We start from the raw sequence: 13,544 nt of genomic DNA on the forward strand, positions 1-13,544 counted from the left end.
AAGGCCGGGCGGTGGCGTGGGAGCCGGCTCCCTCGCCACCGATGCCGTTATCGAATCATTGAGCAGACGCAGACCTGCGATGCCGTTATTGACCTGAACCTGCAGCCTGAGGAATCGACCTACCCATAACCCCGTCATTGGAGTGCACGATCCATGAGCGCCAACGTTGATCTGAACAACCGTCCCGATTACGACCCGGTTTTGCAGGACATTGCCGATTATGTCCTGGAGTATCGCGTCGACTCCCCCCTAGCTCTCGATACCGCCCGCCATTGCCTGATGGATACCTTGGGCTGCGGCCTGCTGGCATTGCGTTTTCCCGAATGCACCAAGCACCTGGGGCCGCTCGTCGAAGGCACCGTGGTGCCCCATGGCGCCCGTGTGCCGGGTACCAGCTATCGCCTGGACCCGGTGAAGGCCGCCTGGGATATCGGCTGCATCGTGCGCTGGCTCGATTACAACGACACCTGGCTGGCGGCGGAGTGGGGGCACCCGTCGGACAACCTCGGCGGCATCCTGGCCGTGGCCGATCACCTTTCGCAGAAACGCGTCGCCAACGGCGAGGCGCCGCTGAGCATGGGCGATGTGCTGCAGGCGATGGTCATGGCCCACGAGATCCAGGGTGTGCTGGCCCTGGACAACTCCTTCAACCGCGTCGGGCTCGATCATGTGCTGCTGGTGAAGGTGGCCTCCACCGCCGTTTGCGCCCGCTTGATGGGGGCCAATCGCGAGCAGCTGTTGTCCGCGCTGTCCCATGCCTTCGTCGACGGCCAGGCGCTGCGTACCTATCGCCATGCACCCAATGCCGGGTCGCGCAAGTCCTGGGCGGCGGGGGATGCCTCGAGCCGCGGGGTGCGCCTGGCGGACATGGCGCTGCGTGGCGAAATGGGCATTCCTGGCGTGCTCAGCGCGCCGCAGTGGGGCTTCTACGACGTGCTGTTCAGCCATGCCAACAAGGACCTTTCGCTCAAGCCCGAGGGCCAGCGGCGCTTCAGCCTGCCCCAGGGGTACGCCAGCTACGTGATGGAAAACATCCTGTTCAAGATCAGCTTTCCGGCCGAGTTCCATGCGCAAACCGCCTGCGAGGCGGCAGTGGCCCTGCACCCGCTGGTGCGCGATCGGTTGCAGGAGATCGAGCGGATCGTCATCACCACCCATGAGTCGGCGATCCGCATCATTTCCAAGGTCGGGCCGCTGGCCAATGCCGCCGATCGCGACCACTGCCTGCAGTACATGACCGCCGTGCCCCTGGCGTTCGGCACCCTGGTGGCCGAGCACTACGGGGATGATTTCCACGCGGCGCATCCGATCATCGACCAGTTGCGCGACAAGATGCAGATCGTCGAGGACCCGCGCTACACCCGCGAGTACCTGGAGGCCGACAAGCGTTCGATCGCCAACGCGGTGCAGGTGTTCTTCGCCGATGGCAGTTGCACCGAGCAGGTGGCGGTGGAGTACCCCATTGGTCACCGCCGGCGGCGGGCCGAGGGCATCCCGCTGCTGGAGGACAAGTTCAAGGCCAACCTGGCCACGCGCTTCAGCGCCCAGCGCTCGGCGCAGATCTTCGATCTGTGCCAGGACCCGGGACGGCTGTCGGCCACGCCGGTGCAGCGCTTCGTCGATCTGCTGGTGATTTGAAACCGCGATGCAGGCAGCGCCTGGTGCGCTGCCTGCCGATGGTCGCCGGGGCCGCGCAGGCCCTGGGAATAGGGGACAGCTTTACTTGAAACGGCGTTCGACGCCTTTTTCCACGAGGATCTTGGCCGAGATTTCCTCGACGGAGAAGTGCGTGGAGTTGATATGCGGGATGTTTTCCCGGCGCAGCAGGTTCTCGACTTCCCGTACCTCGAATTCGCACTGGGCGAAGCTGGAATAGCGGCTGTTGGGCTTGCGCTCGTTGCGGATCGCGGTGAGGCGGTCGGGGTCGATGGTCAGGCCGAACAGCTTGTGCTTGTGCGGGCGCAGCGCGTTGGGCAGTTGCAGGCGCTCCATGTCTTCTTCGGTGAGCGGGTAGTTGGCCGCGCGGATGCCGAATTGCATGGCCATGTACAGGCAGGTCGGGGTCTTGCCGCAGCGTGACACGCCCACCAGGATGAGGTCGGCCTTGTCGTAGTAGTGGGTGCGGGCGCCGTCGTCGTTGTCCAGGGCGAAGTTCACCGCCTCGATCCGCTCCATGTAGTTGGAGTTGTGGCCGATGGAGTGGGATTTGCCCACGGAGTAGGAGGAATGCTCGCTCAGCTCCTGTTCCAGGGGGGCGAGGAAGGTGGAGAAGATATCGATCATGAAACCATTGGAGGTCGCGAGAATCTCACGGATGTCCTGGTTGACGATAGTGTCGAAAATGATCGGCCGATAACCGTCTTTTTCGGCGGCTATATTGATTTGCTGTACCATGGCCCGCGCTTTTTCCATGCTGTCGATATACGGCCGCGTGAATTTGCTGAACGTAATGTTCTCGAACTGCGCCAGAAGGCTCTGGCCGAGGGTTTCCGCTGTGATACCGGTACCGTCGGAGATGAAGAAGGCAGATCGTTTCATTTGCGGCTTGGGCCTTAAGCTAGTGACGATTCTTGGATATGATAGGCGCGATTTGTCGGCCGGGAATGGCCCGCATTCTCACTTATTTTCCAGGTCCAGGCCATATGACGGGCAGATGCACCCCTGAAGCAGCCCGTTTCTGAGCTTTTCCAACACAGTTAGTGGAGAGATCACCTTGGTAGAGTACGTAGTTTCCCTCGATAAGCTCGGCAAACACGATGTTGAGCATGTGGGGGGCAAGAACGCATCCCTGGGCGAGATGATCAGTAACCTCGCGGGTGCCGGCGTCTCGGTCCCGGGTGGCTTCGCCACGACCGCCCAGGCATATCGGGACTTTCTCGAGCTGAGCGGTCTGAACGACCAGATCCATGCAGCGCTCGACGCGCTGGATGTCGATGACGTGAATGCCCTGGCCAAGACCGGCGCACAGATCCGCCAATGGATCATGGACGCCGAGTTCCCCGAGCGCCTCGACGCGGAAATCCGCAAGGCCTTCGCCGCGCTGTCGGCGGGCAACCCCGAGATGGCCGTGGCCGTGCGCTCCTCGGCTACCGCCGAAGACCTTCCGGATGCATCCTTCGCCGGCCAGCAAGAGACCTTCCTCAACATCCGTGGCGTGGACAACGTGATCCGCGCCGCCAAGGAAGTGTTCGCCTCGTTGTTCAACGATCGCGCCATTTCCTACCGCGTGCACCAGGGCTTCGACCACAAGCTGGTGGCCCTGTCCGCCGGCGTGCAGCGCATGGTCCGTTCGGAAACCGGTACCGCCGGGGTGATGTTCACCCTGGATACCGAGTCGGGCTTTCGTGACGTGGTGTTCATCACCGGCGCCTACGGCCTGGGTGAAACCGTGGTGCAGGGCGCCGTCAACCCTGACGAGTTCTACGTTCACAAGAACACCCTGAGCGCCGGCCGTCCTGCGATCCTGCGTCGCAACCTGGGCAGCAAGGCGATCAAGATGATCTACGGCGACGAAGCCAAGGCCGGTCGCTCGGTGAAGACCGTGGACGTGGACAAGGCCGATCGCGCACGTTTCTGCCTGACCGACGCCGAGGTCAGCGAGCTGGCCAAGCAGGCGATGATCATCGAGAAGCACTACCAGTGCCCGATGGACATCGAATGGGCCAAGGACGGTGACGACGGCAAGCTGTACATCGTGCAGGCCCGCCCGGAAACCGTGAAGAGCCGTACCCAGGCCAACGTGATGGAGCGCTACCTGCTCAAGGAAAAAGGCACCGTCCTGGTGGAAGGCCGTGCCATCGGCCAGCGCATCGGCGCCGGCAAGGTGCGGATCATCAAGGACGTGTCGGAGATGGACAAGGTCCAGGCCGGCGACGTGCTGGTTTCCGACATGACCGACCCGGATTGGGAACCGGTGATGAAGCGCGCCAGCGCCATCGTCACCAATCGCGGCGGCCGTACCTGCCACGCGGCGATCATCGCCCGTGAGCTGGGCATTCCGGCGGTAGTGGGTTGCGGCAACGCCACCGAGCTGCTCAAGGATGGCCAGGGCGTGACCGTTTCCTGCGCCGAGGGCGACACCGGCTTCATCTTCGAGGGCGAACTGGGCTTCGACGTCAAGCAGAACTCCGTGGACGCCATGCCGGAGCTGCCGTTCAAGATCATGATGAACGTCGGCAACCCGGACCGCGCCTTCGACTTCGCCCAACTGCCGAACGCCGGTGTGGGCCTGGCCCGCCTGGAATTCATCATCAACCGCATGATCGGCGTGCACCCCAAGGCGCTGCTGAACTATGCGGGCCTGCCACAGGACATCAAGGACAGCGTCGACAAGCGTGTCGCCGGCTACCATGATCCGGTGGACTTCTACGTCGACAAGCTGGTCGAGGGCATCAGCACCCTGGCCGCGGCATTCACGCCGAAGAAGGTCATCGTGCGCCTGTCGGACTTCAAGTCCAACGAATACGCCAACCTGATCGGCGGCAAGCTCTACGAGCCGGAAGAAGAAAACCCGATGCTGGGCTTCCGTGGCGCCTCGCGCTACATCAGCGAATCCTTCCGTGATTGCTTCGAACTCGAGTGCCGTGCCCTCAAGCGCGTGCGCAACGAGATGGGCCTGACCAACGTCGAGATCATGGTGCCCTTCGTGCGTACCCTCGGCGAAGCCAGCCAAGTGGTTGATCTGCTCGCGGAAAACGGTCTCAAGCGGGGCGAGAATGGCCTGCGCGTGATCATGATGTGCGAACTGCCATCCAACGCGATCCTGGCCGAGGAGTTCCTGGAGTACTTCGATGGTTTCTCCATCGGTTCCAACGACCTGACCCAGCTGACCCTGGGCCTGGACCGCGACTCCGGCATCATCGCCCACCTGTTCGACGAGCGTAATCCTGCGGTCAAGAAGCTGCTGGCCAACGCCATTGCGGCTTGCAACAAGGCTGGCAAGTACATCGGCATTTGCGGCCAGGGCCCTTCGGATCACCCTGACCTGGCCAAGTGGCTGATGGAGCAGGGCATCGAAAGCGTTTCGCTGAACCCGGACTCGGTGCTCGAGACGTGGTTCTTCCTGGCCGAGGGCCAGGGCGCCGCATAATCGGTGAGTGCAGGCCTGGCCAGCGATTGGCCGGGCCTTGCGATTCAAGCAGGGCGCGCTTCTTCCGGATGCCGCCCTTTTTTGTGCAAGAAAGAATATGCAAAGCAGCAGCAACCTATTTCCTGTCGACTTGATCAGTGCCGAGCGTCGAGGCGACCTCAGCGAAGATGTCTATCGCTTGAAACCCGGCAACAGCCCCGATCCTTCGGTGGAGCTGGCCGTGACGCGCCTGGGCCTGGCCGATGCGCCTGGGGCCCAAGGCGTGCCCGTGGTCCTGTTGCACGGCAGCTTTTCCAACCGGCGCTTCTGGTACTCGCCCAAGGGCATCGGCCTCGGGGCCTACCTGGCGCGGGCCGGTTTCGATGTGTGGATCCCGGAAATGCGTGGCCATGGCTTGTCGCGCCGCAATGCCCAGTACCGCAACAACCGAGTGGCGGATTACGCGCGCTACGACCTGCCGGCCATCGCGGCCTTCGTTCGTGAGCTGAGTGGGCAGGTTCCCCACTGGATCGGCCATTCCCTGGGCGGTACCACCCTGGCCGCGGCGCTGGGCGGCCAATACCTGGGCGACGCGGGGGTGGCCTCGGCGGCGTTCTTCGGCACCCAGGTCAGCCGTATCTACTGGCCCTTGAAGATTCCCTTGGTGGAGTGGAGCGGACGCCTGTTCATCAAGCGGTTTGCCCAGTTGTCCGGTTCCCGGCTCAAGCGCGGCCCGGAGGACGAGCCCATTGGCCTGGCCCTGGAGAGCATGCGCTGGCATGGGCTGTTCGGGCGTTTCGGTGATGCCGACAAGGATTGGTGGGCCGGCCTGACGGAGGTCGGCGTACCGGCCCTGGCGGTCAGCGCCGCTGGCGACCACCAGGATCCGACCTGGGCCTGCCGCAAGCTGTTCGATCAACTGGGCAGCGAGCACAAGCAGTTCGTCTGCCTGGGGCGTGAACAGGGCTTTGGCGGTAATTTCGGCCATGTCGAGATGCTCGTGAGCAAACCGGCGCAGGCCGAGGTCTGGCCGTTGGTGGCACGTTGGCTCAGGGACCAGCAGGCGCCGTTGCTGGTTTGCGCCACCGAGCAGATGGCGACGGTTTGACGCAGAGGCTCTGACAAGGGCATTTCGCTGGATAGCGCTTGCGGCTAAGATATGACGCGCTGAACCGTTTTGGTCACATTCAGTTATTGAGTCGACTTTCCGTTCTGTCGGCAGTCTTGCGAAAATGCCCGCCAGGTTGGTGGGCGGCCCGAGTGCGGTAGGCTAAACATCTGCCGATTGGGCTCGTATTTTCATTGCTGGCCCCGGAATGACCGACACCGTCGATCGTGTTCTTTCTGTTACAGGAGCTTCTCGATGAACCATTACCTTACTCCCGACCTGTGCGATGCCTACCCGGACCTGGTGCAGGTGGTCGAGCCCATGTTCAGCAACTTTGGCGGGCGCGATTCCTTTGGTGGCGAAATCGTCACCATCAAGTGCTTCGAGGACAACTCGCTGGTCAAGGAGCAAGTCGAGCTCAAGGGGCATGGCAAGGTGCTGGTGGTCGACGGTGGCGGTTCCCTGCGACGCGCCCTGCTGGGGGACATGCTGGCCGAGAAGGCAGCCAAGAATGGCTGGGAAGGCTTGGTGATCTACGGTTGCATCCGCGACGTGGATGTCATCGCCCAGACCGACCTCGGCGTCCAGGCCCTGGCCAGCCACCCGATGAAGACCGACAAGCGCGGTATCGGCGACCTCAACGTGGCCGTGACCTTTGCCGGGGTGACCTTCCGTCCGGGTGAATATGTTTACGCCGACAACAATGGCGTGATCGTTTCGCCCAGCCCGCTGAAAATGCCTGAATGACCAAGCGGCCAGACAAGGGGTGAGGATGTTCGAGGAAGAAAACGCGCAGTGGGGGCTGGTGCATGCCCTCGTGCTGGATGGTAAAGGCGGCGCGCGCTCGACTGCCCGGACTGAGCTCGACGATCTGCAACTGCAGGCCCATGAGAGCCTGTGGTTGCATTGGGATCGCAGCCATCCGCAGACCCAGACCTGGCTGCGTCGCTCCAGTGGCTTGAGCGAGTTCAGTTGCGACTTGCTGCTGGAGGAAAATACCCGGCCACGCTTGCTTGCACTGCCTGATTCGGAACTGCTGCTGTTCTTGCGTGGTATCAACCTCAATCCGGGTGCCGAGCCTGAGGACATGGTCTCGGTGCGGATCTTCGCCAGTGCGCAGCGGGTGATCTCGCTGCGTTTGCGCCCCTTGCGAGCCACCGATGAGCTACTGGCGCAGTTGAGCGAGGGCAATGGCCCGAAAAGCGCCGCCGAGTTGCTCCTCTACATGGCCGAATACCTGACCCACAAGGTGCAGACCCTGGTCAGCGATCTTGCTGAAGTGGTCGATGACGAGGAAGAAAAACTGGATGCCGACGAACGGTATACCCCGGAGCATGGCAGCATTTTGCAGATTCGTCGTCGGGCTGCCGGGCTGAAGCGGTTCCTGGCCCCGCAACGGGATATCTTCTCGCAGTTGAGCCGGATAAAACTGCCCTGGTTCGCTGCCGACGATGGCGACTACTGGAATGAATTGCACAACAGCCTGACCCGCTACCTGGAAGAGCTGGAACTGGCCCGGGAGCGCGTGGGGCTTGTGCTCGAGGCCGAGGATCGGCGTTTGAGCGTGCGCATGAATCGCACCATGTACCGCTTCGGCATCATTACCGGGATCTTCCTGCCGATGAGCTTTCTCACCGGGCTTTTGGGGATCAACGTCGGTGGCATTCCGTTCTCTGCCAGTCCCTATGGCTTCATCATCGCCTGCCTGTTGCTGGTGGCGGTGGCGCTGGGCCAATGGTGGCTATTCCGGCGTTTGCGTTGGGTATGAAGAGGCTTCATGTGACCCGAATAAATCTGATCGCGTCTTTTTCAAACATCACCAGAGGTGCTTATGCACGATCCGTTTGAAGAGTCGCTGCGTGACATGCTCAAGGCCTCGCCATCCAGCCGCGATGACGACGCTTGCCTGGGCCGCGTATTGAAAACCGCCAACCGCCAAGTGGGGGCAGGGGACCTGTTCAGCCTGCTGGGTCGCTGGTTGCCGGCCTTGATGATCGCCCTGAATAACGGATCGGCCCATATCGCGCCGGTTTCTCGTCTTAAATCTACTGCTCGCACTGCTGATAAGGCTGATTGAATATGGAACTTGATCTCTGGACGCAGAGCCTCGTCACAGCGATGACCGCCTTGTGGACCAAGGTGGCGAACTTCATTCCGAACCTGTTCGGCGCATTGGTGGTGCTGTTGCTGGGCTTCGTGGTTGCGAAGCTGCTCGACACCCTGCTGTCCAAATTGCTGGCCAAGCTGGGCCTGGATCGCCTCATGGGTGGTACCGGCCTGACCAAATTGTTGTCCCGGGCGGGCTTGCAAGTTCCCATTTCGACCCTGATCGGCAAGATCGTCTACTGGTTCGTGCTGCTTATTTTTCTGGTTTCTGCTGCTGAATCCCTTGGCCTTGAGCGAGTTTCGGCTACGCTCGACATGCTTGCGTTGTATTTGCCGAAGGTTTTCGGCGCTGCGCTGGTGCTGTTGGTGGGGGTTCTGCTGGCGCAGCTGGCCAATGGGCTGGTGCGGGGCGCGGCGGAAGGCGTGGGGTTGGAGTACGCCAGCGGCGTGGGGCGGATTGCTCAGGGATTGGTGATCATCATCAGTATTTCCGTGGCGATCAGCCAGTTGGAGGTCAAGACCGACCTGCTCAACCATGTGATCGTGATCGTTTTGATTACCGTTGGTCTGGCAGTTGCGTTGGCGATGGGATTGGGAAGCCGGGAAATTGCCGGTCAGATTCTTGCGGGAATCTATGTGCGTGAGTTGTACCAGGTGGGTCAACAAGTGCGTGTTGGCGAGGTTGAAGGCCAGATCGAGGAGATTGGCACGGTCAAAACTACATTGCTGACCGATGAGGGTGAGCTAGTCTCTCTCTCCAATCGGATCCTGCTGGAGCAGCATGTAAGTAGCCGCTAACCCGGCACCCTGCTAATGTATGCCGCCGTAAAATGCCCCTCGCCGGGCTGCGGTGGACACTGACCTGACTGTCGGCACGACTCGTTTTGAATAACACCCAAACGCTATCCACGCGCTATGACCCCCGTGAGCTCTCTGATGAGGAGTTGGTTGCGCGTTCACATACGGAGCTGTTTCACGTAACACGCGCCTATGAAGAGTTGATGCGACGCTATCAGCGAACCCTATTTAATGTTTGTGCGCGTTATCTGGGGAACGATCGGGATGCCGATGATGTCTGTCAGGAAGTGATGTTGAAGGTGCTGTATGGCCTTAAGAACTTTGAGGGTAAATCGAAGTTCAAGACCTGGCTATACAGCATCACGTACAACGAATGCATCACGCAGTATCGCAAGGAGCGACGCAAGCGGCGGTTGATGGATGCTTTGAGTCTTGATCCCCTTGAGGAGGCGTCTGAAGAAAAGGCGCCGAAACCTGAGGAGAAGGGCGGACTTGACCGCTGGTTGGTGCATGTGAACCCGATCGATCGGGAAATTCTGGTGCTGCGTTTTGTCGCAGAACTGGAGTTCCAGGAGATCGCAGACATCATGCATATGGGTTTGAGTGCTACAAAAATGCGTTACAAACGTGCTCTTGATAAATTGCGTGAGAAATTTGCAGGCATTGCTGAAACTTAGTTCGGCGCAAATATCTCTTACGTCTAGGTGAGTTCTGATAGACTTACCGCCGAGTTGTCCCCCGGTATGTGGGACTGCTTTACAATCACCAGATGGGGATTTAACGGATGAAACTGAAAAACACCTTGGGCATTGCCATTGGTTCTATTGTTGCCGTGACTTCGTTCGGCGTTCTGGCGCAAGGCCAAGGCGCGGTCGAGGGTGAACTGTTTTACAAAAAACAGTACAACGACAGCGTTAAGCACATCGAAGATGGCTTCAACCCAGGCGCCCGTATTGGTTACTTCTTGACCGACGACCTGTCGTTGGACCTGAGCTACGACAAGACTAACCACACCCGTTCCAACGACGGTACCGGCAACCAGAAGATCAAGGGTGACACCGCCAGCCTGCTGGCCACCTACCACTTCGGCCAAGCTGGCGTGGACTCCCTGCGTCCATACGTTTCCGGTGGTTTCGGTCACCAGAGCCGTAGCAACGTAGAAGCCGACGGTCACAGCGGTCGTGACAAGACTACCCAGGCCATCATCGGTACTGGTGTTAAGTACTACTTCACCGACAACCTGTTCGCCCGTGCTGGCGTTGAAGCCGACTACGGCATGGACAACGGCAAGTGGGACTACGCTGCCCTGGTTGGTCTGGGTGTGAACTTCGGCGGCAACGCCGGTAAAGTCGCTCCAGCTCCAGTAGCTCCAGCTCCGGCTCCAGAGCCAGCTCCAGAAGCTCCAGTTGCTGAAGTCGTACGTGTTGAGCTGGACGTGAAGTTCGACTTCGACAAGTCGGTCGTCAAGCCTAACAGCTACGCTGACATCAAGAACCTGGCTGACTTCATGAAGCAGTACCCACAGACCACCACCGTTGTTGAAGGTCACACTGACTCCGTCGGTCCTGACGCTTACAACCAGAAGCTGTCTGAGCGTCGTGCAAACGCCGTTAAGCAAGTACTGGTTAACCAGTACGGCGTTGGCGCTGAGCGCGTTCAGTCCGTTGGTTACGGTGAGTCCCGCCCAGTTGCCGACAACGCAACTGAAGCTGGTCGTGCTGTTAACCGTCGCGTAGAAGCCTCGGTAGAAGCTCAAGCTAAGTAATTAGCCTGTCAGCTTGGAAAAACCCGGCCTAGGCCGGGTTTTTCTTTGCCCGGATTTTGTCCTGGGCCTCAGGCCTGGAGCAGGCGGGTGGCGCTGGTACCGGCAGTTGCCGCTACTGCGCCGATCACCAGGATCGCCGGGCTCTTGAGCCCGAAATCCAGGGCATCCTGCTGCATATTCCCCAGCATGCTGCGACATTCCCGCTGCTCTGGCAGCGAGGCGTTCTCGATCATCGCCACCGGTGTCCAATCCGGCATGCCAGCGGCGCGCAACTGTTCGCCGATATCTGTCAGTTTCGCCACTCCCATGTAGATCACCAGGGTCGTTCCTCCCTGGGCCAGTGCCTGCCAGTCCAACGGGCTGTCGTCCTGGGTATGGGCGGTGAGTAACGTCACGCCGCGGACCACGCCACGCAAGGTCAGGGAGATATCGCAACTGGTGGCGCCGGCCAGGCCGGCGGTGATGCCGTTCACCACCTCCGCCTTGATGCCGTGCTCCTGGGGCCGGCCAAGGTCGCTGAGAGTGATGTCCTCGAACTGCTGTTCGCCGGTCAGCATCAGCGACCGCGAGATACGGTTGTAGTCGGCATCGAAGGCGATGATGTCGAGCTTCTCGCTCCGCTTGAGCAGTTCCTCCAGAGAGCGGACCTCGGCCATGCCATTGTCGATCATCACCAGCCTGAGTTTTTTTGTAGGCTTTTCCGGGGCATCGCTACCGTTGACCCAGGCCAGCGCCGGGCGAAGGTGTTCAATCATGGGGGCTACCTTGCGTGAAGGATCTGGCCTTGGCCCGGGAGGATGGCGAAGCGGCAGGTGCAAGGCATATGCCAGCGCTGGTCGGATTTGCCGACGCGCCTCGCCTGTGGGGCCCGGGCCCGGCTATAATCGCCGCCCCATTTCGCTGTCCACCGAGTCCATCGCGCCCATGTATAACCTGGCCCGCCAGCTGCTGTTCAAACTCTCCCCGGAAACCTCCCACGATCTGTCCCTGGACCTGATCGGCGCGGGCGGGCGTCTGGGCCTCAACGGCTTGCTGTGCAAGGTCCCGGCGGCAAAGCCGGTGACGGTCATGGGCCTGGAGTTCGCCAACCCGGTGGGGCTGGCCGCCGGCCTGGACAAGAACGGCGCGGCCATCGATGGCTTCTCCCAGCTGGGTTTCGGTTTCGTCGAGATCGGCACCGTCACCCCGCGCCCGCAGCCAGGCAACCCCAAGCCACGGATCTTCCGCCTGCCGGAGGCCGAGGGCATCATCAACCGCATGGGTTTCAACAACCTGGGGGTCGATAACCTGCTGGCGCGGGTCGCCGCCGCCAAGTACCGGGGCGTGCTGGGGATCAATATCGGCAAGAACTTCGATACCCCGGTGGAGCGGGCGGTGGACGACTACCTGATCTGCCTGGACAAGGTCTATTCCCGGGCCAGCTACATCACGGTCAACGTCAGCTCACCCAACACCCCGGGCCTGCGCAGCCTGCAGTTCGGCGAGTCCCTCAAGCAGCTGTTGGCCGCCCTGGGCCGGCGCCAGGAGGAATTGACCGCGATCCATGGCAAGCGTGTGCCGCTGGCGATCAAGGTCGCTCCGGACATGAGCGATGAAGAAACCGTGGAAGTGGCCCGCGCCCTGCTGGAGGCGGGCATGGATGCGGTGATTGCCACCAACACCACCCTCAGCCGTGAAGGCGTCGAAGGCCTGGAGCATTGCGACGAGGCCGGTGGCCTGTCCGGTGCGCCGGTGCGGGAGAAGAGCACCCATACGGTCAAGGTCCTGGCTTCCGAGCTGGCCGGTCGCCTGCCGATCATCGCGGTGGGCGGCATCACCGAAGGCAAGCATGCGGCCGAGAAGATCGCCGCCGGCGCGAGCCTGGTGCAGCTGTATTCGGGGTTCATCTATAAAGGGCCGGCGCTGATTCGCGAATCGGTGGATGCCATCGCGGCGATGGGCTGAGGCATCGGCGGACTTTTGCGGCGGTAATAAAAAGGGCTCCTTGAAGGAGCCCCTGGGCCGAAGCCCGCCGCCCGGATGGGGCGCGCGTGGTTAAATCGTCATCTATTCAAGTTTTAGGTGTCGGAATGTGCCCTGATCAGCCGACAGCGCGAAGTTCGTTGAGTCTGTGTATACCCGCAGTGCCTGTCATACCGTCCCAGTTGTCGCCGCGTCCTTCGCGCCAGCCGTTGATCCAGGCTTGGCGTACCGACGGTAGAGTAAATGGGCAAAGCTCACGGGACTTGCCATTAACGCCATACTGATATCCGCGTAAAAACGCTCTTTCCAACGGATCACGCTTTAGTCTTCTCATAGGGTGTTTCCCTCACTTGTTGACTGTATATGTCCCGTCGACCTTCGTTGAGGTCGGGCAGATCGGTTCTGCCGTTGGTGCTCGCTGCCGGCGTCGCGAGCCTTGATGTCGACGCCGTTGCGGCGCCAACCTGTGTTGAGTTCTAACCAATAGGTCACAGCAAGTGAATGATCGTTTTGTCATAAGAACGTAACCATAATGCTGTCCAGGCCATAAGCCAGAGCGGTTTTTGCACGGTCTCCTTGGAGCAAAGCCTGCTGTGATCAGGCCTCTACTAGATGATGAGGTTAATGCTTTAGTGAGAATGTCGAACGGTTGCACTCAACTACTATTCGACGAAGGGTAGACTTATGTCATTTTGTTGCCCTGACTTTTCATCTGCCCCGGCCTCTAAGCTCTTTTG

The 13,544-nt window shown here is 60.7% G+C and carries 13 protein-coding genes; 10 read left to right on the top strand and 3 right to left on the bottom strand.

Annotation, left to right across the window (positions count from 1 at the left end):
• Positions 1–153 precede the first annotated feature (153 nt).
• Positions 154–1,638 (top strand): 2-methylcitrate dehydratase, encoded by a 1,485-nt coding sequence (gene prpD / locus AC3WK8_RS23600; RefSeq protein WP_103325983.1) that lies wholly within the window; start codon positions 154–156, stop codon positions 1,636–1,638.
• A gap of 81 nt (positions 1,639–1,719) precedes the next feature.
• Here the strand turns inward: prpD and ppsR are convergent, their stop codons facing one another.
• Entirely contained in the window at positions 1,720–2,538 is an 819-nt protein-coding gene (gene ppsR, locus AC3WK8_RS23605) for a posphoenolpyruvate synthetase regulatory kinase/phosphorylase PpsR (RefSeq protein WP_022643241.1), read from the bottom strand.
• Positions 2,539–2,713: 175 nt separating this feature from the next.
• On the opposite strand from ppsR, the gene ppsA reads away from it, so the two are divergent.
• The 8 genes from ppsA (at position 2,714) to AC3WK8_RS23645 (ending at position 10,845) form a co-directional block, all read left to right on the top strand.
• Positions 2,714–5,089, top strand: coding sequence for a phosphoenolpyruvate synthase (gene ppsA / locus AC3WK8_RS23610; RefSeq protein WP_085597148.1), 2,376 nt, complete (start codon positions 2,714–2,716; stop codon positions 5,087–5,089).
• Positions 5,090–5,186: 97 nt separating this feature from the next.
• Positions 5,187–6,176: an alpha/beta fold hydrolase gene (locus AC3WK8_RS23615; RefSeq protein WP_103325984.1), complete on the top strand. Its 990-nt coding sequence runs from the start codon at positions 5,187–5,189 to the stop codon at positions 6,174–6,176.
• 255 nt (positions 6,177–6,431) lie between these two features.
• Positions 6,432–6,923: a ribonuclease E activity regulator RraA gene (rraA, locus tag AC3WK8_RS23620; protein ID WP_009042919.1), complete on the top strand. Its 492-nt coding sequence runs from the start codon at positions 6,432–6,434 to the stop codon at positions 6,921–6,923.
• A gap of 25 nt (positions 6,924–6,948) precedes the next feature.
• Complete coding sequence (locus AC3WK8_RS23625) at positions 6,949–7,944, top strand: zinc transporter ZntB (protein WP_103325985.1); 996 nt, start codon at positions 6,949–6,951, stop codon at positions 7,942–7,944.
• A gap of 63 nt (positions 7,945–8,007) precedes the next feature.
• Positions 8,008–8,253 carry a hypothetical protein gene (locus AC3WK8_RS23630; RefSeq protein WP_022643245.1) on the top strand — a complete coding sequence of 82 codons (246 nt, stop codon included), beginning with the start codon at positions 8,008–8,010 and terminating at the stop codon, positions 8,251–8,253.
• A 2-nt stretch (positions 8,254–8,255) separates the two neighbouring features.
• Positions 8,256–9,080 carry a mechanosensitive ion channel family protein gene (locus AC3WK8_RS23635; protein WP_022643246.1) on the top strand — a complete coding sequence of 275 codons (825 nt, stop codon included), beginning with the start codon at positions 8,256–8,258 and terminating at the stop codon, positions 9,078–9,080.
• Positions 9,081–9,166: 86 nt separating this feature from the next.
• On the top strand, positions 9,167–9,757 hold the full coding sequence (sigX, locus tag AC3WK8_RS23640; protein ID WP_031321291.1) for an RNA polymerase sigma factor SigX: 591 nt from the start codon (positions 9,167–9,169) through the stop codon (positions 9,755–9,757).
• A 107-nt stretch (positions 9,758–9,864) separates the two neighbouring features.
• Positions 9,865–10,845 carry an OmpA family protein gene (locus AC3WK8_RS23645; RefSeq protein ID WP_085597145.1) on the top strand — a complete coding sequence of 327 codons (981 nt, stop codon included), beginning with the start codon at positions 9,865–9,867 and terminating at the stop codon, positions 10,843–10,845.
• Between the two features lie 68 nt (positions 10,846–10,913).
• Here AC3WK8_RS23645 and AC3WK8_RS23650 read toward each other — a convergent pair whose 3' ends face one another.
• A complete protein-coding gene (locus AC3WK8_RS23650) occupies positions 10,914–11,600 on the bottom strand; it encodes an SAM-dependent methyltransferase (protein ID WP_103325986.1) in 687 nt (228 codons plus the stop codon).
• A 169-nt stretch (positions 11,601–11,769) separates the two neighbouring features.
• Here AC3WK8_RS23650 and AC3WK8_RS23655 point away from each other — a divergent pair, with 169 nt between their 5' ends.
• On the top strand, positions 11,770–12,789 hold the full coding sequence (locus AC3WK8_RS23655; protein ID WP_085597144.1) for a quinone-dependent dihydroorotate dehydrogenase: 1,020 nt from the start codon (positions 11,770–11,772) through the stop codon (positions 12,787–12,789).
• A gap of 136 nt (positions 12,790–12,925) precedes the next feature.
• Here the strand turns inward: AC3WK8_RS23655 and rmf are convergent, their stop codons facing one another.
• Positions 12,926–13,141, bottom strand: coding sequence for a ribosome modulation factor (gene rmf, locus AC3WK8_RS23660; protein ID WP_016965693.1), 216 nt, complete (start codon positions 13,139–13,141; stop codon positions 12,926–12,928).
• Positions 13,142–13,544 lie beyond the last annotated feature (403 nt).

The organism is Pseudomonas sp. FW507-12TSA (genome assembly GCF_058781435.1).